This is a genomic window from Acidobacterium sp. FHG110202_01 (genome assembly GCF_059115305.1).
Genome location: NZ_JBZYWJ010000003.1, coordinates 1 through 18,423, shown reverse-complemented (window position 1 = coordinate 18,423; position 18,423 = coordinate 1). Strand labels below are relative to the sequence as shown.

21 protein-coding genes are annotated in these 18,423 nt (G+C 57.0%); 13 read left to right on the top strand and 8 right to left on the bottom strand.

The window, feature by feature from the left end; all coding sequences use genetic code 11:
* The first annotated feature begins 5 nt into the window (after positions 1 to 5).
* The 5 genes from AC5S16_RS06440 to AC5S16_RS06420 all read left to right on the top strand — a co-directional run bounded on the left by AC5S16_RS06440 (position 6) and on the right by AC5S16_RS06420 (position 5,886).
* Entirely contained in the window at positions 6 to 2,663 is a 2,658-nt protein-coding gene (locus AC5S16_RS06440; protein ID WP_493929214.1) for an ADOP family duplicated permease, read from the top strand.
* A gap of 248 nt (positions 2,664 to 2,911) precedes the next feature.
* Complete coding sequence (locus AC5S16_RS06435; protein WP_493929213.1) at positions 2,912 to 3,943, top strand: IS110 family RNA-guided transposase; 1,032 nt, start codon at positions 2,912 to 2,914, stop codon at positions 3,941 to 3,943.
* A gap of 470 nt (positions 3,944 to 4,413) precedes the next feature.
* A complete protein-coding gene (locus tag AC5S16_RS06430; protein ID WP_493929212.1) occupies positions 4,414 to 4,860 on the top strand; it encodes a DsrE family protein in 447 nt (148 codons plus the stop codon).
* Between the two features lie 228 nt (positions 4,861 to 5,088).
* Positions 5,089 to 5,286, top strand: coding sequence for a 30S ribosomal protein S21 (rpsU, locus tag AC5S16_RS06425; RefSeq protein ID WP_026442558.1), 198 nt, complete (start codon positions 5,089 to 5,091; stop codon positions 5,284 to 5,286).
* A 276-nt stretch (positions 5,287 to 5,562) separates the two neighbouring features.
* Positions 5,563 to 5,886 carry a zinc-ribbon domain containing protein gene (locus tag AC5S16_RS06420; protein ID WP_493929211.1) on the top strand — a complete coding sequence of 108 codons (324 nt, stop codon included), beginning with the start codon at positions 5,563 to 5,565 and terminating at the stop codon, positions 5,884 to 5,886.
* 50 nt (positions 5,887 to 5,936) lie between these two features.
* Here AC5S16_RS06420 and AC5S16_RS06415 read toward each other — a convergent pair whose 3' ends face one another.
* A complete protein-coding gene (locus AC5S16_RS06415; protein WP_493929210.1) occupies positions 5,937 to 6,413 on the bottom strand; it encodes a response regulator in 477 nt (158 codons plus the stop codon).
* Positions 6,414 to 6,536: 123 nt separating this feature from the next.
* Between AC5S16_RS06415 and mtaB the strand changes: the two genes are divergently transcribed.
* Positions 6,537 to 7,871, top strand: coding sequence for a tRNA (N(6)-L-threonylcarbamoyladenosine(37)-C(2))-methylthiotransferase MtaB (gene mtaB, locus AC5S16_RS06410; protein ID WP_493929209.1), 1,335 nt, complete (start codon positions 6,537 to 6,539; stop codon positions 7,869 to 7,871).
* Positions 7,872 to 7,892: 21 nt separating this feature from the next.
* A complete protein-coding gene (gene infC / locus AC5S16_RS06405) occupies positions 7,893 to 8,543 on the top strand; it encodes a translation initiation factor IF-3 (RefSeq protein WP_493929697.1) in 651 nt (216 codons plus the stop codon).
* A 62-nt stretch (positions 8,544 to 8,605) separates the two neighbouring features.
* Here infC and AC5S16_RS06400 read toward each other — a convergent pair whose 3' ends face one another.
* Together AC5S16_RS06400 and AC5S16_RS06395 are read right to left on the bottom strand one after the other, a co-directional pair.
* Complete coding sequence (locus AC5S16_RS06400) at positions 8,606 to 10,087, bottom strand: protein kinase family protein (protein ID WP_493929208.1); 1,482 nt, start codon at positions 10,085 to 10,087, stop codon at positions 8,606 to 8,608.
* A gap of 129 nt (positions 10,088 to 10,216) precedes the next feature.
* The gene (locus AC5S16_RS06395; RefSeq protein WP_493929207.1) at positions 10,217 to 10,531 is read right to left on the bottom strand and encodes a hypothetical protein; all 315 of its coding nucleotides are present in this window, start codon (positions 10,529 to 10,531) and stop codon (positions 10,217 to 10,219) included.
* A gap of 260 nt (positions 10,532 to 10,791) precedes the next feature.
* Here AC5S16_RS06395 and AC5S16_RS06390 point away from each other — a divergent pair, with 260 nt between their 5' ends.
* The 5 genes from AC5S16_RS06390 (at position 10,792) to rplT (ending at position 13,788) form a co-directional block, all read left to right on the top strand.
* Positions 10,792 to 11,205 carry a GntR family transcriptional regulator gene (locus AC5S16_RS06390; protein WP_493929206.1) on the top strand — a complete coding sequence of 138 codons (414 nt, stop codon included), beginning with the start codon at positions 10,792 to 10,794 and terminating at the stop codon, positions 11,203 to 11,205.
* 1 nt (position 11,206) lies between these two features.
* Entirely contained in the window at positions 11,207 to 12,064 is an 858-nt protein-coding gene (locus AC5S16_RS06385; protein ID WP_493929205.1) for a slipin family protein, read from the top strand.
* A 173-nt stretch (positions 12,065 to 12,237) separates the two neighbouring features.
* Positions 12,238 to 12,675: a hypothetical protein gene (locus tag AC5S16_RS06380; protein ID WP_493929204.1), complete on the top strand. Its 438-nt coding sequence runs from the start codon at positions 12,238 to 12,240 to the stop codon at positions 12,673 to 12,675.
* Between the two features lie 391 nt (positions 12,676 to 13,066).
* Complete coding sequence (rpmI, locus tag AC5S16_RS06375) at positions 13,067 to 13,264, top strand: 50S ribosomal protein L35 (RefSeq protein WP_117299858.1); 198 nt, start codon at positions 13,067 to 13,069, stop codon at positions 13,262 to 13,264.
* Positions 13,265 to 13,416: 152 nt separating this feature from the next.
* A complete protein-coding gene (rplT, locus tag AC5S16_RS06370) occupies positions 13,417 to 13,788 on the top strand; it encodes a 50S ribosomal protein L20 (protein WP_493929203.1) in 372 nt (123 codons plus the stop codon).
* Between the two features lie 233 nt (positions 13,789 to 14,021).
* On the opposite strand, the gene AC5S16_RS06365 is transcribed toward rplT, so the two are convergent.
* Positions 14,022 to 14,672, bottom strand: a complete 651-nt coding sequence (locus AC5S16_RS06365; protein WP_493929202.1) for a deoxynucleoside kinase — start codon at positions 14,670 to 14,672, stop codon at positions 14,022 to 14,024.
* A gap of 83 nt (positions 14,673 to 14,755) precedes the next feature.
* Between AC5S16_RS06365 and AC5S16_RS06360 the strand changes: the two genes are divergently transcribed.
* Complete coding sequence (locus AC5S16_RS06360) at positions 14,756 to 15,475, top strand: polysaccharide deacetylase family protein (RefSeq protein WP_493929201.1); 720 nt, start codon at positions 14,756 to 14,758, stop codon at positions 15,473 to 15,475.
* Here the strand turns inward: AC5S16_RS06360 and hemL are convergent.
* From hemL to AC5S16_RS06340, 4 genes are all read right to left on the bottom strand, one after another.
* The gene (gene hemL / locus AC5S16_RS06355; RefSeq protein WP_493929200.1) at positions 15,472 to 16,779 is read right to left on the bottom strand and encodes a glutamate-1-semialdehyde 2,1-aminomutase; all 1,308 of its coding nucleotides are present in this window, start codon (positions 16,777 to 16,779) and stop codon (positions 15,472 to 15,474) included. The two genes, AC5S16_RS06360 and hemL, sit on opposite strands and share 4 nt — an antisense overlap.
* 62 nt (positions 16,780 to 16,841) lie before the next feature.
* Positions 16,842 to 17,369, bottom strand: coding sequence for a hypothetical protein (locus AC5S16_RS06350; protein ID WP_493929199.1), 528 nt, complete (start codon positions 17,367 to 17,369; stop codon positions 16,842 to 16,844).
* 12 nt (positions 17,370 to 17,381) lie between these two features.
* The gene (locus AC5S16_RS06345) at positions 17,382 to 18,164 is read right to left on the bottom strand and encodes a hypothetical protein (protein ID WP_493929198.1); all 783 of its coding nucleotides are present in this window, start codon (positions 18,162 to 18,164) and stop codon (positions 17,382 to 17,384) included.
* A 61-nt stretch (positions 18,165 to 18,225) separates the two neighbouring features.
* On the bottom strand, positions 18,226 to 18,423 hold a 198-nt coding region (locus AC5S16_RS06340), incomplete at its 5' end, for a hypothetical protein (RefSeq protein WP_493929197.1).

The window sequence follows — 18,423 nt, the reverse complement described above, 5'->3', positions numbered from 1 at the left end:
GCAGGATGGAACTCTGGTCACGCACAAAAAGCCTGCTGCGCAACCTCTTCCGGAAGCAGCAGGTCGAAGGCCAGCTCGATGACGAAGTCCGCGCTTACGCTCAGTTGCTGGCGGATGAGAAGATCGCTGCCGGCATGTCCGCATCTGAGGCCCGTCGCTCCGCACTGGCAGAAATAGGCGGCGTCGAGCAGGTGAAGCAGGCCGTGCGCGACCGTCGCGCGGGCGCCGGCATGGAGATCCTCTGGCGCGATGCGCGTTACGGACTGCGTCAGCTCTGGCGTAATCCTGGATTCACCGTGACCGTGATCCTTACCCTTGCGCTTTCAATCGGAGCGAACACCGCGATCTTCTCCATCGTGAATGCGCTCATGCTCAAGAGCCTGCCTTACGCGCATCCTGAGCGGATGGGCACGATCTACACGCGGATCAGAGGCACCGTTGCTACAGACGAGAGGCATCACGTCAATGGCGAGCAATGGGAGCTGCTGCGCGATCATGTTCCTGCTCTCGTATCGGCTGTTTCCGGTATACGTCCTTCCGGAGTCAATCTTCAGTCCGGATCGCATGTCGAGTACTTGCGCGCAGGCCGCATCTCTGAGCACTACCTCGACGTCCTTGCAATCCATCCCGTGATCGGCCGCAACTTCTCCGATGCGGAGGACCGCCCGCACGGGCCGAAGGCAGTCATTCTGAGCTATGGTCTGTGGCGCAACACCTTTGGCTCGAATCCGAAGATTCTGGGCCAGGCTGTTCTGCTCAAGGGCGAGCCATACACAGTCATTGGCGTGCTCCCTGAAGGAGCGACCATTCCCGTAAGCGCCGACGTGTACACCGCGCTCCAGCCCAGCCGTGATGGCGAAGGTGGGGGAACGAACTTCGAGGCCATCACCCGGCTGCGCGACGGCGCCACCTGGCAGGAGGCCGATGCCGAGATCAACCGCGCCTGGTCGCTGCGTACGCGCCGCTATGAGCTGGAAGATAACCCCGGCGCAGACGTGAGCTACTATTCCGTTCCTCTTCAAAAAGGAGAAACCGCCACGCTGCGCCCACAGGCCCTGGCGCTGATGCTGGCGGCAGGATTCATCCTGCTGATTGCCTGCGCCAACCTTGCCGGCCTGACGCTTGTGCGCGTGCTGCGGCGCATGCCTGAGATTGCGACGCGGCTGGCGCTCGGCGCCTCGCGCTGGCAGATCCAAAAGCAGCTCTGGATCGAGAACCTTCTTCTGGCCATCGCAGGCGGAGCAGCGGGCGTGGCTGTCGGCTTCGTCGCATTGCGCGGATTGCTCCTGCTGCTGCCCGAGCATTTTCTGCCCGTGGCTGATGTCTCTCTCGACGGACGTGTGCTGGCCTTTACACTTTTAGTCTCTTTGCTGACCAGCGTGCTTTTTGGAATGCTTCCGGCGCTGACAACACGAAAGCTCGATCTGCGCTCCGCCATCGGTGGCCATGCCGCGACAGGCGGCGACCATCTTGGACTGCGGCAGGCATTGATCGCGAGCGAGGTCGCGCTCACCGTCGTTTTGCTCGCGGCTTCCGGATTGCTCATCCGCACGCTTATCCATCTTCAGACTCTGCCGCCCGGATTCAACCCAACCGGAGTGATGACCGCAAAAGCCTCGCTCGACAATGTGCAGTATCACGACGCTGTGGCATTCCGAAAGCTGCTCGATGAAAGCACAGCGGCCATGCGGCAGATTCCCGGAGTCGAACAGGCCGCTGTGGGGCTGGGCTTGCCCTATGAGCGCTCCGTCGTCATGGGAGGAATCAACATCGGCGATGGCAAGGAAGCAGGGCAGAAGGCCATGGCCGATGAAGTTTACGTCACGCCTGATTACTTTGCGGCACTGCAGGTCCCGGTTCTCGCTGGGCGCACTTTCACGGATGCAGACGGGCCGGACGCGCAACAGGTAGCCATCGTCAACCGCGCTTTCATGCGGAAGTTTTTTCATGGCGCAAATCCGGTGGGCCGTCACCTGCTTAAGGGCATGGTGATTGTCGGAGTGGTGGAAGATGTGGCCATGGCGCCGGGTATCGATCCCATAGCGCCTCTCACCAGCGAGGCGACCATGTATATCCCCGCTGCTCAAGTGGAGGGCCAGCAGCTCGCGGTGATTCACGTCTGGTTCCAGCCCAGCTGGATCGTGCGTACTTCCCATCCGGTGGAAGGATTGACCGCGCAGATGCAGCGCGAGCTGGCCAGCGCTGATCCCAACCTGCCGTTCTCCGGCTTCTACAGCATGCGCGACCTGCTCCAGAAAACTCTGGCGACACAGCGCGTGGAAGTCGCGTTGCTGAGCGCGATGGCGGCGCTGGCTCTCCTGATGAGCGCTATCGGAATCTTCGCCCTGGTAGCAAATATCATCGCGCAGAAGACGCGCGAAATCGGCATCCGCATTGCTTTGGGTTCCACTGTCCGCCAGGCTATGATTCACATCGGTGCGCCGGGAGTGCGTGCTTCAGCACTGGGCCTTGTCCTGGGTCTCATCCTTTGCGCAGGAGCACTGCGCGCCATGCGCAGCGTGCTCTATGGAGTAGGCGTCTATGATGTGCGCACCATCCTCGCCGTGGTCCTGACGCTGGTATCCGTCATTCTCATCGCGGCCATGGTGCCTACTCTGCGCATTGCACGCATCGATCCCGCCACGACGTTGCGGGATGAATAGAAATGAAGTACAGGCCGGCTGTCGTATTCCGGCTACCTTGAAAACTCCTATTTCCTCAAAATCCGTGCGGGATGTTTGAAAATAGCTATAAGCCAGAGTAGAACCGTTCCGTTCTTAGCTGGCGATAACGTGTTCATCAAGCGCATTGTTTAAATGCTAAGTCTGGGAGGAGCACGGGGTGTTGCAAAAGCTGAACTCAGCCATGAGGCTGATTCAGGGAACTACCTCGGAGGCTCCTCAGAGACGATATGTATTACATCGGACTGGATGTTCACAAGAAGACGATCATCTATTGCGTGAAGGATGCGGCTGGTCATGTGCACCGGGAAGGCAAGATCGGATCGACCCGGCGCGAACTGGATTGCTGGATCCAGATGTTGCCTCAACCCCGGATGATGGCCATGGAAGCGACCATCTTCACCGGCTGGATCTACGATTACCTGCTACCGCATGCCGAGAAGCTGAAGGTGGCCCATCCGCTGATGCTGCGGGCCATCGCCGCGTCCAAGAAGAAGAACGATCGGATCGATGCTGGCAAGATCGCCGACTGCCTGCGGTGCGACTTTCTGCCCAAGTGCCACATGGCTTCGACCGAGATCCGAGACCGGCGCCGTACACTGCGCTACCGGCACCTGGTAGTGAGGCAGGTGGTGCAGATGAAGAACCGTATATCGGGGCTGCTCATGGAAAGCGGGGTCGGCTATGACAAGCAGCGGCTGCACAAGATGGGTTACTTCACCGAGCTGCTCTCGACCAACGAGGAGATCAGCGACAGTATCCGGTCCCTGCTTAGGCTTGGTCGCGAACACATCCTGCGGGGACAGCGACTGGATCGCGAGCTGATCAGTTCACTGGAACGGGATTCGCTGCTATCGGAGCGGTTGAGACGGCTGAGAACGATCCCCGGAGTGGGCTCCATCACCGCGCTGACCTGGGCCTTGGAGATCGGAGACTACACCCGCTTCCCATCGGTGAAGCAAGCCATCAGCTACTGCGGACTATGCGGCGCTGAGAAGAGTTCCGCCGACAAGGTGATGCGCATGCCGATTTCCAAGCAGAGGAACAAGCACATCCAACATGTGCTTGTGGAAGCCGCCAAGCTGGCGCCCCGCTACTCCCACGAACTGGCACTCCTTCGGGACAAGGAAATCCAACGAGGGAATAAGAATCGGGCCACCCTGGCAGTAGCAAGGAAACTGGTGGCCTACATGCTCGCGGTGGACCGCAGGCAACAGGACTTTGTGCCGGCCGAAGAGCTGGCGGCCAAAGCCGTGGTTTGAAAAAAACCTTCCTAATTAGGGAAAAAAAGATCATTCAATGCGCAGGCTGCCAGGTCCTGCAACAAATCGCCCGGGCGACGGAGGAAACTCCCGAGGCTCACTTCGCATTGTTTCGGGACTGGCAGAGAACACAAACTCAATCTTCTGCGACGGCTCTTCGGAGCTTGAGGCAGCAAATGGATGTCAGGTCCTGCGGGAGCAGGGATCACCAGCCGAGAGGCTCACGCGCGCAGGCGGATGATCGGATCAGAAGCAATGCGCGCTCTCCTGAGCGCGCCCAGATCTCTCGTGCTTTTTCTTGACAGATGACTTACATGGATGGCGATTTTCATACAGCGTTAGTACGGATAGAGGACGGCGGCCGGCGAGAATTCACTGTTGTCCTTTTCGTGAGAACTGCAGCGTCTTGAAAAGTTGACACCGAGCCCTCGATCGGTTGCTATACTGAGTCCCCATTCCACGAGGTCTTTATGGCACGACGTTTCTTTCTTCGACAGATGATGGTGTTGCCACTCCTTGGTCTGACAGCCTGGGGTCAGGAATCGGTGCACAAATCACTCAAAGTCATGATGAAAAGCGCCTGGGGCTCCGATGATCCCACGAAGGCGGCGTTTCCCTTTCTCCACGGACTCGCGCTCTCCGAAGCCGGGCACTCGGTCCAGATCTTCCTGCTGGGGGAAGCCGTTTCGCTGATGCGCAAGTCGGTTGCCAGCGCCGTGGTACCAGTCGGCTGGCCGCCGCTTGAAGAGACCCTCACCAAGGTTGCTGGACGCCGCGTTCCTATCTATGCATGCGGCGCCTGTTGCCGGGCGCGGTCCGTTGTACAAACCGACTTGGATCAGTGGGGAGCGAAGTTTGGCAATCCGGCAATCTTTGTCTCTCTCGTAGAGTGGGCCGATCGTGTGATCACCGAGTAGCTGGAGTGCCGCAAAGCCCGTTGGTGATCCGATCGTCGTTCATTAGTCCCCTCGATTTACGAGAACAGGTCAATGTACTCAAGAAATTCACATCATCCAGGTGATTCTCCATAGCGTCCTATGGGGTTCAAATTGACCAATACCGGACAATCTTAAAAACTCGCCTCTTTCCTCAAAATCCGGTAATCTATATAGGCCCTAGTGGGCTGGTTTGGAGGTGTAGTTCCATTGGCAGAGGTTCGTGTGCAGGAAGGCGAACCGCTTGAAAATGCATTGCGCCGGTTTAAGCGCAAGGTACAACAGGAGGACATCATCAAGGAAGTAAAACGTCACTCCTTCTACCTGAAGCCCGGCGAAAAGCGCCGCATGAAGGAAGCGCTGGCGCGCAAGCGGAATCGCAAGAAAGCCCGCAAGGAACAGGACTAATATCCTCCGTTCGAAACACACTGGCCCTATCGCGACATCAGAGCGCGATAGGGCTGAACTACGTTGAATCTGTAAATAAAACTCTTTGCAGTCCCATCGGCATGCCTTCTCGGCATGTCATGCCAGTGTGATTAGATGCCTGGCACTCGCCGCTCCTCACCGCGGCCCGGTCCTTTGTTCAAAAAAACGGTGCAGTTGTTATGAAACAGGTACTTTCGCTCACTATCTCAGGGAGTGAAGGGCTCTGCGTTTTCGCTAAGAGCTGGGGACGCCAACATGGACTTCATCGACAAGATTCTCACATGCGTCGACTGCGGTAATGAGTTCGTTTTTACCGCGGGCGAACAGCTTTTCTTTCACGACAAGCAGTTCAAAAATGATCCCAAGCGATGTAAGCAGTGCAAAGCCAAGCGCGCCGCTGGAGGCATGGCCGCCCGCACGGAAACCCGGACCGTCTGTTCGGACTGCGGTGCGGAAACTACTGTGCCTTTCAAGCCGACTCAGGGCCGTCCCGTGCTTTGTCGCCAGTGCTTTCAAAAGAAACGTGGGCCGGGGATTGCCACTGCTGTTCCAGCGCCAAGCCGGCCGGCTGCCTTGTAAGCTCAATTGATTTGTTGATGTGTTTCCGCGTTAACGGCTTTAGGAAGAACTTACTTGGAGCGGCTGGCTGCAACTTTGCGGGAGGATGCGGGACGTTTGGCAGAAGCTGATTCTCTCGCACCCACCAGCAGCAGGTCTCTTTCGCTCTGGACACGCTTTTTGTCTTCGTGCGTCACCAGCAGGGCCTCAATCTGCACCAGAAGATCCTGGGTGTTCATGGGCTTCACCAGCATTTCATCGGCGCCGTGGTCTCCCAGCTCGGAATCCGATTGCGGAAATGCGGTCAGCATGGCGACTGCAGGCTTGTAAGGAGCCTTCTTCGCCGCCTGCACCACTTCGCGGCCCGAGCTTTCGCTTTCCATGCGCATGTCGGTAATGACCATGTGAAATTCGCTGTTCTTGATCTTGGATTTCGCCTCGCGTGCCGAAGCCGCTGTTTCGACTTCAAAGCCATTGATTTCGAGGACTGCCTTCAAGGTCAGCAGAACCGCCAGTTCATCATCCACGAGCAAAATGCGCCGTTTCATACCGTACTCCTGCATTTACTGATTTTCCGCCGCTGCTTCAGACTACACCACTCTGCACGAATCGCAAGTAAGGGAATTATCCGGTCCGGCGAGGGCCAAAAGCCCGGTTGTTACACTGACAACGTGGCAGAATATCACGTCGAGAACTTTGGGTGCCGCGCCAGCCGCTCTGATGGAGAGGCCATCGCCGCAGGTCTGCGCCATCGCGGCCTCGCGCCAGCCCAGGGCTTCTCGACCGCCAGCGTCGTGGTTGTAAACACCTGCAGCGTTACGGAAGAAGCTGATCGCGCCGCCCGCGCTTTCATTCGCCGCGTGCACCGGCGCAATCCGCAGGCAAAGATCGTCGTTACCGGATGCTACGCTCAGCGTGCTCCCGAAGAAGTTGCAGAGATCGAAGGCGTCTCATCGATCATCGGCAACAGCCACAAGTCTCTCACTGTGCAGGGGATCACGGAGCCATCAAGCTTTGTTCCTCTGGCGCATCTGGTGAACAGTGTTCCCGTCCTGCACGACGAAAATTTTGCTCACGCCGAGCTGGCCGCGCTGCCCTTTGCGGAAGACGCACACCAGACGCGCCCAAATCTCAAGGTGCAGGACGGCTGCGCCAACCGCTGCTCCTTCTGTATCATCCCGGAAACGCGCGGCCCCAGCCGTTCCGTTTCACTCGTAGAATGCCTTGACTCCGCGAATCGTTTTGCGGAAAGCGGCGGACAGGAGTTGGTCCTTTCCGGCATCAACCTCGGTCGCTGGGGACGCGACCTCAGCCCGCAGCAGCGATTCTCCGATCTCGTCGCGGCTATTCTCGAACAGACCTTGCTGCCGCGCCTGCGCCTCAGCTCTATCGAACCCATGGACTGGACGCCCGAGTTACTCGCGCTCTTCGCGCAATACGCGCCCGCAGGCAGGCTCGCGCGCCATGCGCACCTTCCACTGCAGTCCGGATCAGACGCGATCCTGCGCCGCATGCATCGCCGCTACCGCCCATGGCATTACGCGGAAAAGCTGGCTCAGATCCGCAGCCTGATGCCGGACGCCGCTATTGGAGCTGACGTGATGATCGGCTTCCCCGGCGAAACAGACGCCCTGTTTCAGGAAAGCTACGACTTCATCGCTGCGCAGCCGTTTACCTACCTGCACCTGTTCCCATTCTCCGCGCGTCCGGGAACGCCCGCAGCCACTCTGCATCGAAACCACCCGGTTCCAGCCCGCGCCGTTGAAGAGCGCATTGCCGCCCTGCGCCAGCTGAATCGCGAAAAGAACCAGTCATTCCGCGAAAGCTTCATTGGCAGCGAGCTGAGCGTAGTGACACTCGAAGGCAGCCATAACGGACATACTCCGGCACTTTCAGACAACTTCCTGAAAGTAGAAGTTGAAACGGAATTCCCTGCAAACCGCACCATCCTCGTACAGATCACAGATCTGAGCGAAGATGGACTTCGCGGCAGCTCCAGCATCTAAAAAGAAGCAGAGCAAGTTGCTATACTGAGTAGGGGCGCAGAGTTTGCGTCACACTTTTGGAGGACACCCATCGCACAGTTAGACAAGCGTTCGGCTAAGCAATTTATCCGCATTAATGAAAGAATCCGCGCCCGCGAAATCCGCGTGATCGACGAAAAAGGCGAGCAGCTCGGCATCCTGCCGCCATTTGAAGCTCTCAAGATCGCCCGTGAACGAGGCCTTGATCTCGTTGAAATTTCGCCCAACGCCGTTCCGCCCGTTTGCCGCATTCAGGACTACGGCAAATATCTCTACGAAAAAGACAAGAGCGAGCGCGCAGCGCGCAAAAAGCAGAAGGTCATCACCATTAAGGAAGTGAAGTTCTCCGTCACCGTCGACGAACACGACTACCAGACGAAGAAGAACCAGGCTGTCCGCTTCCTGACTGAAGGTGACAAGGTGAAGGCATCGTTGCGCTTCAAGGGCCGCCAGATGGCCCACCGCGAGCTGGGCTATGCCATCATCAACCGGCTCATTCAGGACATAGGCGACACCGGCACAGTTGAATTCATGCCGCGCATGGAAGGCACCACGCTGCACGCCATCCTTGCTCCCACAAAGAAGGAAGCTCCAAAGAAGCCCGCTCCGCCGAAGCCTCCTGCCGCTCAGCCAACCCCGGCAGCTCAGGCATAAGTTCCCGCAAAAACGGGTGCCCCATGTTCGCGGAGCGGAAGCGGAGCTAACGTGGGGTAGTTTTAGCGTTGCGGATAATTTCGCGCGTAAGTATCGTGTGGCAGCCCTTTGAGCACAGCATTGTGGAGGTACCGGAACGCCTCATCGCGTTCCATCCATCCACCCAGAGTCACCAGGTACGGAGGATGATTTTCTCTAGGAGCAAATATCCCAGCCTGTAAATCAGGGTGCTGGCTGTTAATCGTGCGCGCCTTGTGCTCTGCCTGGTCCTGATGGTTGTAGGTAAAAGCCACAACCCGCCAGGACGCATTCCTGTTTGGCGGTGTCTGTGGTGTTGCTGGTTCCGCCGGAGCTGCAGTTGTTTCCGGCTGGGGAGCCGATGGCGGTGGTGCTTGTGCAGTTTCCGGAGCAGGCTGTGGTGGAGTGGCTTGCGGTGCCGCCGGAGCAGGGGCCGAAGCCTGAGGCGCGGGTGCAGGGGGCTGCGTTGCAGCAGGCGAAGAAGTTGGAGCAGCCGCAGGAGCGTTCTGCGCAGGAGATGGCCGGGACGCGCCACCCGAAGGATAGAACATTGCCTTCAGCACAAAGCCAGCAATGACAAGTGCCGCGAGAATTCCGGCAACCAGCCATGGCGATCTTCTGGATGAGCTGCTGTCCTTGAACAGGTCATCATCCTCATCGTCTTTTTCGATGACGCGAGCCCGCGGCTTAAGCTCAGGTTCAGACTCAGACAGCGATACAGGTAAAGGTAGCTTCTTCTCGTCCGTTTTTGCTGATGCCGCTGCCGCCGGAGATGGAGCCGGGGCTGTTGCTGGTGATGCAGCCACGGGCTTAGACGCCGCTGCTGCTGGAGCTGCCGGAGTGGTTTCGCCGCGCAGCAGCGCCGCAATCTCATCCGTTGTCGCCTTCTCGCTCAGAGCCCTGCGCACCACGCCCACAAAAGGCTGCGGCAAAAGCTGAATCGAAGGATCGTTTCCGTCGAGCTTTGGCGACTTCTGCGTCAGGCACCGGTAAAGCAGAATTCCCAATGCTTGCACATCCTTGGCTGCCAGCGATTGAAAGGCAGTGTCCGGCGATGTGTGGTTGTTATGCAGCCGGTCGCTGCGCAGCTTGATCGTGTCACCTGCAGCGAGCACACTCGAATCCTCAATCTCGCCACAAACCAGCCGCTCCTTGTGAACTGCGGCCAGCGCACCCACCAGGCTTTCTGCCACTACCTTCGCTTCATCGGCAGAAAGCGCACGCGAGCGCAGCACGTCTTCGAGATTCTCTTCGGTAAACTCCATCACCGCGTAGACCAGCGGCGTGTCCTTCAGTTTGGTCGTGCCCGTTTCGTAGATCTCGGCAACATTGGGATGGTGGACCTTCTCAGCAGCCTTCAGGCGTTCGAGCAGCACATCCTCGTCATTCAAGGACTCGATCAGGCTGATGATGGCCGGTTTTTCTTTGAATTTCGTCTCAAACCATCCATAACGACCTTCTGACCGGACGAGCTTGCCCAGCGGATAGCGTCCGGCAACGCTTTCGGATTCAAAATCACTCCACACTTCGGCGACTCTCTCACTCGATTTTATTTATAGGTCTTGCAAGCCCGAGCGGGCACTCTTCGGTGCCTCCATGCCACAGGCTACATCAGGCAGGAAAAAATCAACTAGGGAGAAAATCCTGACAAAAGACTATGCTACCGAGCTTTCCGAAGTTGCGGTAGTCAGCCTCGGGACGGAACTGGCCCTCGTCAGCAGCGCCATGCCTTCAATGGCCATCTCGCGCGCCATCTTGCGCAGTTCATTGGGCCGCTGGTTATGGATGTCTGTGAGCTGAAAGAGCGCCGCCGCGGCCTTCAGCTTGGCCACGCCTTCAAATGCCGGAGTTCCGGCGCCGTGCCCGGCCTGAATAACGTTATCGGTTGTGACCTTGAAGACGTCGTCGCCCGCGATCACAAAGGCCACGAGGTACTTATCTGCTGAGTTGGGTGTCGGAAGAGTCGCCATAAAATGCAGATCCTTAATGGGAAGTGATGTATTGCTCATCGTTAGTAAAGAACAAAAGATGAGCGAAATGCCATCATGGTTGGCGCATTTTCAATATCTGTTTTGATTCCCCTGCTTAGGCCTGCAAAACCTGGGTGCCCCACGTTCGCGAAGCTAACGTGGGAGATTTGCCGGAAATCCACCTGGCGGCGGAAACCCAAAAAAAATAAAAATTTCCTCTTGCAATGTTCTATTTAATTAGTACAATAGTTAAATAGATTATGACTCCGGCTCCATCAAAAGCGTTCGCCTTCCGTCTTGATCTCCACAGCGGCGTGCCCGTCTTCCGCCAGATCATCGATCAGGTGCAGGCCGGCATCGCTGCAGGAACGCTCGAGTATGGCGAGCAGCTGCCCACCGTGCGGCAGGTGGCCGTCGATCTCGCCATCAATCCCAACACCGTGCTGCGCGCCTATCGCGAGATGGAGATTCGCGGTATCGTCGACACGCAGCAGGGTACTGGCACCTTCATCACCAGCCGCAAAATTGATCAATCAAAGGCAGAGCGTGAACGCGCGCTCTCCCAGCTGGTGAACGAATTTGTTTCGCGCGCCGGAGCCGGCGGATTCACTCTGCAGGAGGTGCTCGATATTTTACGCGAAGTTCAATCGGAAGCCGGAAGAAAGAGGAGATGACATGGCAAGAATTGGTCAGGTCAGCAGTGTAGGCAGAACAGTGTTTCTTGTATGCGTCATTCTTGGCGGAGCAGCCTCGGCGCTCACCCACAATGCAGCCTTTGCTGCTGTGGCCGCCGTGATCGGAATCTACTTTCTTTTTGCGATTAAGGTGGTCAGCCAATGGGAGCGCGTCGCTGTGTTGCGCTTCGGCAAATACAAAGGCCTGCGCGGCCCCGGAGTCTTTTTCATCGTCCCCGTCATCGACACGCTGAGCCGCTACGTCGACCAGCGCATCCGTCTCGCCACCATCAATGCTGAATCCACCCTCACACGCGATACTGTGCCGGTCGACGTCGACGCGATCATCTTCTGGCTGGTCTGGAATGCGGAAAAGGCCATCCTCGAAGTCGAAGACTTCGTCGAGGCCATCACCCTGAGCGCGCACACAGCGTTGCGTGAGTCTATCGGACGCCACCACCTGGGCCAGATGATCACCGAGCGCGAAATGCTGGGCGAGGAGCTCCAGAAGATTCTCGATGCCAAGACCACGTCGTGGGGAATCACCGTGCAGTCAGTCGAGATTCGCGACGTGCGCATCCCTCAGGGCCTTGAGAACGCCATGTCGCAGCAGGCACAGGCAGAGCGGGAGCGCCAGGCGCGCGTCATCCTGGGCGAAGCCGAAGTCCAGGTCTCCGACCAGTTCGCGCAGGCCTCGCAGGCATACAGCAATAATCCCGTAGCCCTGCACCTGCGTGCCATGAACATGCTCTACGAGGCCATCCGCGACAAAGGCTCAACCGTGATCGTGCCGTCTTCAGCTGTAGAAACCATGGGCCTCGGCGGAACATTAGCCATGGCCTCTGTAGCAAAACAGTAACAAGTGCGCTGATCGGGCCACGAAAAGGGGTGCCCCATCCTTTCGGCAGGTTTTTCGCCGAAAGGATGGGAACCACAAATGTCAGCAGCATAGCGGGGAAAAGGTAGGCGAGGGGCTTTAGCCCTCGCAATTCAGTGGCAATGCAACGGGGCTTCAGCCCCTGAGGTGCTCAAATGAAACGTACACTCACGTTCAGCCTGTTAGGACTTCTTCTCGCGATCGCAACTCACCCGGCATGGGCAGCCGATTCCCCCTACGCAGGTGTCTGGACAGCAAGGGAACACGACCAGCCATTCATTGCCCTCGAACTGAACGACTGCAACGGCAAGCTGAGCGGCCAGATCATCTTCTATCTGCTCATCAAGCAGCCAGATGGCCCATACACCGCCACGCGGGGCGACCTCGTTCAGCTGATTCACCCTCGCCTGGAGGGAGGCACACTGGTCTTCGAAGTCGTGCATGCGAAACGTCACGGCTCCATCGATCCGGCCGATCAGGAGCTCAAAACCTTCCGAGTAGAATTTACCGGAAACAACCAGGCTGCTATAAAGAACGCCATCGACGGCAAAGATATGCTTCTGACGCGCATCTGGGACCGCAATTTGCAGTAAGCATGGCTCTGCGGTGAGAAAACGGGTGCCCCACGTTCGCGGAGCTAACGGGGGGTAATTCCTTCCGGCCGTAAATTGTCAAGAGCCAACCCGTTTAACTATTTGATATATAACCGTTTATAAGTGCATATAATTTCCACCTGATTTGCTAAACTAAAACCATACGGAGCGAATCGCCTCATCGTGCGTGAGCCTTTCTCGTGCGTCTTTTTGTAATTCACTGAAAACAAAGGATCTCCGTACAGCGATTTCAGCATAAATTACTGAAAACAAACAATCCCCGTACAAAACAGGGGGAGGGTTAGAAGAACTGGGCATCCGGTAGCGCAAACCCCTGAAAACCCGTATACTGAATGCTGCTGTACCTACTGTTTTTCCAAGCAGGATAACCATGCCCAAATTGAAGACACACAGGGGCGCGGCCAAGCGCTTCAAGAAGACTGGCACCGGCAAAATCAAGCGCGGCCAGTCCAAGATGCGCCACATCCTCACGTCGAAGGAGACCAAGACCAAGCGCAAGCTCGCACACAGCGCCCTGGTTTCGGACGCCGACCACGCGAAGGTGGCCCGCATGATCCCATACGCCTGATCTCGATTTTCGAATCTAAGGTCTTCCGGCAAGCGTTACGAAGACCCCGGCCATCTGGCCGAGCGATCCAGGCAAGAAAAAGCGAGTGAAGAGGTTAAGCGAACAGCTCCTGCCTCCAGCCGCAGAACGAAACGCAAAAAGGAGAACCAGCAATGCCCCGCGTTAAACGTGGAACCAAACGCAGTGACCGGCGCAAAAAGATTCTGAAGCGCGCAAGCGGTTATTTTCTTACAAAATCGAAGCTCTACCAGGCAGCGCAGGAAGCCGTCGAGCGCGGACTCAAGTTCGCCTACTCCGGCCGCCGCCAGAAAAAGCGCCAGTATCGTTCGCTGTGGATCGTGCGCATCAACGCCGCCGCCAATCAGAACGGCATCAGCTACTCGCAGTTCATCAACGGCCTCAAGAAGGCCGGCGTAGAGCTCGACCGCAAGGTGCTCGCCGACATCGCCGTGAACGACGCCCAGGGATTCACCGCTCTGGTCGAGCAGGCGAAGGCCGCCCTGGCAAAGCCAGCCGCAGCCTAACCATTGCATGGAGCAGACGCGCGCTTTTCGCGTGCCATTCATGCTTGTACAGGGATTCGAACTGGCAATTTAGCAAAGAGGGCGCACAATCATCGCGCCCTCTTTCTTTTGCATTTGTCATCCTGAGCGAAGTCGAAGGACTGCAATTCACTCCGTCCTCTCTGTGAACTCAGTGGTAAAAGAATTTTCTGCAGATCTCCGCGCTCCTTGCGTCCTCTGCGGTTAAAGGATTTTTATCCCGCAGCACTATCACCCAGAGGTAGAAAATACTGAGTGCCTTTTACCGGCTCAGACAGCCGCTTCAGCAGCAATTGCAGGTCGCGGTTGTTATTCACAAAATCGATGTCCGAGGTATTCACCACCAGCAGATCGCTGGCCGAGTAGTGAAAGAAAAAATGCTCATAGGCGGCTGCCAGCTGCTCGATGTAGCCATCACTGATGGCGCGCTCGCCGGCGACACCTTTGCGTTTCAGCCTTGTTTTGAGCACATCCGGCTTAGCCTGCAGATAGATTACGAGATCCGGCGTAGGCACGCTCTCACGGAGCATCTGGTAGTAGCGGTTGTAGAGAGCAAGCTCAGCATCGCTGAGGTTGACGTAGGCAAAAAGCTTGTCCTTTTCAAAGATGTAATCGGCGACAACAGGCCCTTCCGATTTCTTTACCGGATGCAATTGCTCATAGCGTTCCACCAGGAACCACATCTGCGCAGAGAACGCCGTTCCCGGCTCACTCTGATAAAAGCGGTCGAGAAAAGGATTGTTCTCCGGCTCAACAATCCGACGCGCATGCAGCCGTTCGGCCAGCAACTGCGCCAGCGATGACTTGCCAACGCGAATAGGGCCTTCGACGGCAATAAATTGAGGCTGTTCAAAAAGTTTGGCCATACCAACTCCGCTGTTTAGCGAAGAAAAGACGAAGATATCATGCTTGGGCTTTGCTGCGCTAGCCGCAGGCTACACTAAATCCAATGCTCACCACACTGGCCGCCACCGGAGCCGCGGTAACTCTCGCCGCAGGCGGATACGTCTATGCCGCCATGTGGCCCACTTCGCAGATCTTCGGCCCGGCAATTATCGGTGGCAAAGACGCCAGTGAATTCGCCCTGACCTACGACGACGGCCCCAACGATCCCTACACCCAACAGCTGCTCGACGTGCTCGCCCGGCACAACGTCCGCGCAACCTTTTTCCTGATCGGACGCTTTGTGCGCCAGCGCCCCGACATAGTTCGCGCCATCCGCTCCGCCGGGCACCTTGTGGGCAACCATACCACGACACATCCTGTGCTTCTGTTCCAATCGCCGAAACACGTCCATGAAGAGCTGAAAAACTGCAACGCTGCGATTGAAGATGCCCTGGGTGAGCCTGTCCGCTACTTCCGTCCGCCGCATGGCGCCCGCCGTCCAGATGTGCTGCACACCGCGCGCAAGCTTGGACTGACTCCGGTGCTATGGAACGCAATGGGCTATGACTGGAAACAGACGACTTCAGACGCAGTGCTCGCGAATCTGCAAGAAGGAATCAGGCGAAACAGGAAACGCGGTGCTGGTTCAAACCTGCTTCTGCATGATGGAGGACAAGCCAGCATCGGGCAGGACCGCAGTCACACAGTTGCAGCAACTGACTCTCTAATCGAAGCAGCCAGGAGCGAAGGAATCCGATTCGTGACGATCGATGCCTGGGGTTAGCTTGCGGCAAAGGCATCCCTGGCCGCGGCAATTGTCGTAGCCACATCATCCATCGTATGCGCTGTGCTCAGAAATGCCGCTTCAAACTGCGATGGAGGCAGCCACACGCCGTTGTCCAGCATGGCTTGATGAAAGCGCGCAAATGCTGTTGTGTCTGAGGTCGATGCCGAAGCGAAATCCGTAACGTGGGAGCTGGTGAAAAACCAGGTGAACATCGAGCCCACACGGTTCGTCGTAACGGGAATGCCAGCCTTCGCTGCTTCAGCCGCAACACCTTCAGCAACCGCTGCAGTCAAGGTTTCAAGCTGCGAATAAACCTCGCTGCGATGTTCCTTCAAATATCCGAGGGTTGCAATGCCGACAGCCATCGCCAGTGGGTTTCCACTGAGCGTGCCCGCCTGATACACCGGCCCAAGCGGAGCCAGCAGATCCATGATGTCGGCCCGTCCGCCAAATGCACCACACGGCAATCCACCGCCAAGGATCTTTCCCATTGTCGTCAGGTCAGGCCGAATGCCGAATAGTTCCTGCGCTCCTCCGAAGGAGAGGCGGAAGCCGGTCATGACTTCGTCGAAGATCAACAGGGCGTGTTCCTGAAGTGTGATATCACGAAGCGCCTGCAGATAGCCTTCCGCAGGTGGAACGCAGCCCATGTTGCCGACAACCGGTTCAACGATCACACAGGCAATTTCACCGCGATGCTCTGCGAACGCTGCTTCTAGCGCAGGTACGTCATTGAACGGGAGCGCCAGCGTGAAGTGTGCGATTTCTTCCGGAACTCCGGCGGAACCAGGAATACCGAAAGTCGCCACGCCAGAGCCGGCTTTCACCAGTAATCCGTCAGCGTGGCCGTGATAGCAGCCTTCAAACTTGATGACGTACTTGCGTCCCGTAAAGGCGCGGGCAAGGCGGATAGCCGACATCGTCGCTTCTGTCCCGGAGTTGACGAAGCGCAGCTTTTCCACCGCAGGAAAAGCCTGTGTGACCAGCTCCGCAAGATCGCCTTCAGTTGGGGTGGAGGCGCCGAAACTCGCGCTACTCGCTGCTGCCTTCCGAATAGCTTCCACCGTGGGCGGAAACGCATGGCCCAGAATCATGGGCCCCCATGAGCCGAAGTAGTCAAGGTAGCGGTTGCCGTCGGCATCCCAGAGATACGCGCCTTCTCCCTTTACGACAAAGGGAGGATTTCCACCAACGGCGCGGAATGCGCGTACAGGCGAGTCTACTCCGCCCGGAAAAAGCCTTTCAGCACGCTGTTGCAGAGAAACAGAGCGGCTTAAATGCCGCTTAAGAGAGGTAGCCATCACCTAAAGAGTATAGGGCGCACAAAAAGATTATGAGTGGATAAACAAATAATTTGAGGAGATTACATCGCCTCAGCCAGCACGGGCAGAAGTCCGGCGTGGCTCGTCTCATAAAGGGCCAGGAGGCGCTTGGTCATCAGATAATATGCTGACGCAGCTTGATGAATGTAGAAAGGTGTCCGAAGCTGGCTGCGACGAAACAGCATCTCCATCCGGATGCGGAAGACAGCACGCTTCAGCTGGATAGCATCGTGACGCATCCGTTCAGTGACAATGACGCCTTCTTCAAAGTTCCAGCGCTGGACATAGGCTGCCAGCCCAATCAGCAGGTCGGCATTGTACCGCATCCGGCGCAGGCCTTCTTTGCCGCCAATCAATCCCCACAAATGCTGAGGCTCCAGCTTGAGCTGATTGGGCTTAGGCTGAAGGTTATCGAGAGCGACCATTTCCAGACCACGGGCATGCATCGGCTGCAACTTCGCAATCAGGTCTTCCCATGAAGCGGAGCGTAGACGCTGCGCACTGATCTGCATAGAGACCAGTCCGGCAGCGAGAAGAACTACGAAGGCGAGAAGCAGAACAATTGGCATCAGGGCTAGCTCTCAACGAGAATTTGGCGCACTACTAACCTGGGAAGCATCGTATTGTACTTTTTGGTGCAAAGCAATCAAATATTTTTGCATTTCTGGCGAAAGTGGACGCCGCTCCGGCTCCGGAAGCCAGAAGATGATGATCCAATAAATGGTTGCCCCGATCCAGGCAATTGTACGAATGTGCTCCAGCATGGAGAACACAGGACGAGATGATGCCGTGAAGTAGCTGTGCGCAGTGTCAACCAGCGCGGAAGTCAATGCCCAGACCATCAGCCCCTGCCCCAGTCCCATGACATGGTTTCTCCAAACCAGCCCTAGTTTTTGGGCAGAAAACATCATAGCGAAAAACAATTCGCAAAAAAGCAAGCTGGTGAAGAGATAGGCACGGACACCCCACTCTCCATATCCTGCCTGTGCATGAGGTTTCACCACATAGGACAGTCCCAGTGCAATAGCAGCTCCGGCAATACCCAGTGAGATGAATGTCATGCGCGCATCATGAACCCACGTCCCTGTTGGCCTGAGCACAATCCGCGCCATTTCAACGATCAGTGCGAGCTGCAGCAGAATGTCGATTACAAACAAGCTCCAATAAGCAGCATCATAGGAATGGCGATTACCAAGTCGGCTGATGAAAAACAGCACGACTGACTGAACAATAAAGAAGCCCATCCACAGAGTGAAAACTGGGAACTGCTTCCACCTTTTGTAAAACAAAAGGACAGCAACTACTGCAAGATACCCTACAAAGCTAAGTCCCCAAAGCGAGTAATCCAGCAATGACAGCTGCATAAGCGCATCTTACGCTGATTCATTATCGAAATTATTTTTTTTATCAACGTTTATATCTCAGCTAAACAAGAGCCTGCGGGCCAGGGACACCGCCGCCAGGACCAGCTGCAATCTGCGGGCCAGGGACACCGCCGCCAGGACCAGCTGCAATCTGCGGGCCAGGGACGCCGCCGCCAGGACCAGCTGCAATCTGCGGGCCAGGGACGCCGCCGCCAGGACCAGCTGCAATCTGCGGGCCAGGGACGCCGCCGCCAGGACC

What these genes read in the sequence shown, in the direction of transcription:
- AC5S16_RS06440 (WP_493929214.1), top strand. Translation starts at nt 6, where the DNA reads ATGGAACTCTGGTCACGCACAAAAAGCCTGCTGCGCAACCTCTTCCGG.
- AC5S16_RS06435 (WP_493929213.1), top strand. Translation starts at nt 2,912, where the DNA reads ATGTATTACATCGGACTGGATGTTCACAAGAAGACGATCATCTATTGC.
- AC5S16_RS06430 (WP_493929212.1), top strand. Translation starts at nt 4,414, where the DNA reads ATGGCACGACGTTTCTTTCTTCGACAGATGATGGTGTTGCCACTCCTT.
- AC5S16_RS06420 (WP_493929211.1), top strand. Translation starts at nt 5,563, where the DNA reads ATGGACTTCATCGACAAGATTCTCACATGCGTCGACTGCGGTAATGAG.
- AC5S16_RS06415 (WP_493929210.1), bottom strand. Translation starts at nt 6,413, where the DNA reads ATGAAACGGCGCATTTTGCTCGTGGATGATGAACTGGCGGTTCTGCTG.
- AC5S16_RS06395 (WP_493929207.1), bottom strand. Translation starts at nt 10,531, where the DNA reads ATGGCGACTCTTCCGACACCCAACTCAGCAGATAAGTACCTCGTGGCC.
- AC5S16_RS06390 (WP_493929206.1), top strand. Translation starts at nt 10,792, where the DNA reads ATGACTCCGGCTCCATCAAAAGCGTTCGCCTTCCGTCTTGATCTCCAC.
- AC5S16_RS06385 (WP_493929205.1), top strand. Translation starts at nt 11,207, where the DNA reads ATGGCAAGAATTGGTCAGGTCAGCAGTGTAGGCAGAACAGTGTTTCTT.
- AC5S16_RS06380 (WP_493929204.1), top strand. Translation starts at nt 12,238, where the DNA reads ATGAAACGTACACTCACGTTCAGCCTGTTAGGACTTCTTCTCGCGATC.
- rpmI (WP_117299858.1), top strand. Translation starts at nt 13,067, where the DNA reads ATGCCCAAATTGAAGACACACAGGGGCGCGGCCAAGCGCTTCAAGAAG.
- rplT (WP_493929203.1), top strand. Translation starts at nt 13,417, where the DNA reads ATGCCCCGCGTTAAACGTGGAACCAAACGCAGTGACCGGCGCAAAAAG.
- AC5S16_RS06365 (WP_493929202.1), bottom strand. Translation starts at nt 14,672, where the DNA reads ATGGCCAAACTTTTTGAACAGCCTCAATTTATTGCCGTCGAAGGCCCT.
- AC5S16_RS06360 (WP_493929201.1), top strand. Translation starts at nt 14,756, where the DNA reads ATGCTCACCACACTGGCCGCCACCGGAGCCGCGGTAACTCTCGCCGCA.
- hemL (WP_493929200.1), bottom strand. Translation starts at nt 16,779, where the DNA reads ATGGCTACCTCTCTTAAGCGGCATTTAAGCCGCTCTGTTTCTCTGCAA.
- AC5S16_RS06350 (WP_493929199.1), bottom strand. Translation starts at nt 17,369, where the DNA reads ATGCCAATTGTTCTGCTTCTCGCCTTCGTAGTTCTTCTCGCTGCCGGA.
- AC5S16_RS06345 (WP_493929198.1), bottom strand. Translation starts at nt 18,164, where the DNA reads ATGCAGCTGTCATTGCTGGATTACTCGCTTTGGGGACTTAGCTTTGTA.